We start from the raw sequence: 711 nt of genomic DNA on the forward strand, positions 1-711 counted from the left end.
CGCCAACGAACGCCTGGAAACCGCTCGCCAGCGCGCCCGCGAATTCGTCGGTGCGGCGCGCCGCGCCCTGGGCGCCGCACCGGCGGCCGGCACCACCTACGAGACGGCGCTCGGCCGCCACTTCATCACCCCCAGCGCCGCCAACCGCGCCACCATCGAGGACAACTACCGGCAGATCCTCGGCACCCTGGTGGCGTCCAACTACATCTGCAACAGCCAGAACATCTGCGGAACCGAGCAGGCCTTCTGGATCGAGGCCGACGACCTGGTCCATGTCTGCCGGCCGTTCTGGGAACTGTCGCCGACCTGCCGCGCCATCATCCTCATCCACGAAGGTGCCCACGACGTCGGCATCGGCGTGGCCGGCACGCACCCGCCAAACCGTGGCAGCGCGCAGTACCCCACCGGCAACACCGCCGCCCCCGCCGGCCAGACCACTGCCGGGCGCATGGACAACCCGGATGCCTATGCCTTCTTCGGCGCGCACATCTGGCGCGACACCGATACCGGCAGGTCCTGCTTCTAGCCGCCCGCACGGCTTGTAGGGGCGAATTTATTCGCCAAGGGACGCGCAGCGTCCCCCTGCGGGCTCGAAGGCAGACCTTCGGCCTGCTTGGCGAATGAATTCGCCCCCACAGGAAAAGCAGACCGTAGATACCGTCTTGGAACCTAGTGCGCAAGGGCCAGTTTTGCATCGAAAGGCTGGCCCGA

1 protein-coding gene is annotated in these 711 nt (G+C 67.7%); it reads left to right on the top strand.

Annotation, left to right across the window (positions count from 1 at the left end; genetic code table 11):
* Positions 1-526: hypothetical protein (locus E8F11_RS00185; RefSeq protein WP_280286779.1), on the top strand; the 526-nt coding region annotated here is incomplete at its 5' end.
* Positions 527-711 lie beyond the last annotated feature (185 nt).

It is taken from the genome of Pseudomonas sp. BN417 (assembly GCF_029871205.1).
Classification (GTDB): domain Bacteria; phylum Pseudomonadota; class Gammaproteobacteria; order Pseudomonadales; family Pseudomonadaceae; genus Metapseudomonas.